This is a genomic window from Ursidibacter sp. B-7004-1 (assembly GCF_053654055.1).
On the sequence record NZ_JBSIUP010000091.1, the window covers coordinates 1 to 461 of the forward strand.

The window sequence follows — 461 nt, forward strand, 5'->3', positions numbered from 1 at the left end:
AACGTAACCAATACGACCAAGACTAAAGACCTTGTTGTTACTGAAAATGCGACAATCAGAGACTTAAACGTAACCAATACGACTAAGACTAAAGATCTTGTTGTTACTGAAAATGCGACAATCAGAGACTTAAACGTAACCAATACGACTAAGACTAAAGACCTTGTTGTTACTGAAAATGCGACAATCAGAGACTTGAACGTAACCAATACGACTAAGACTAAAGACCTTGTTGTTACTGAAAATGCGACAATCAGAGACTTGAACGTAACCAATACGACTAAGACTAAAGATCTTGTTGTTACTGAAAATGCAACAATCAGAGACTTAAACGTAACCAATACGACTAAGACTAAAGACCTTGTTGTTACTGAAAATGCGACAATCAGAGACTTAAACGTAACCAATACGACCAAGACTAAAGATCTTGTTGTTACTGAAAATGCGACAATCAGAGACTT

General features: G+C 36.4%; 1 protein-coding gene. It reads left to right on the forward strand.

Annotated features, from left to right (window positions below; all coding sequences use genetic code 11):
• The coding region (locus tag ACWIW0_RS11360; protein WP_454453402.1) for a hypothetical protein at positions 1 to 461 on the forward strand (461 nt) is incomplete at both ends.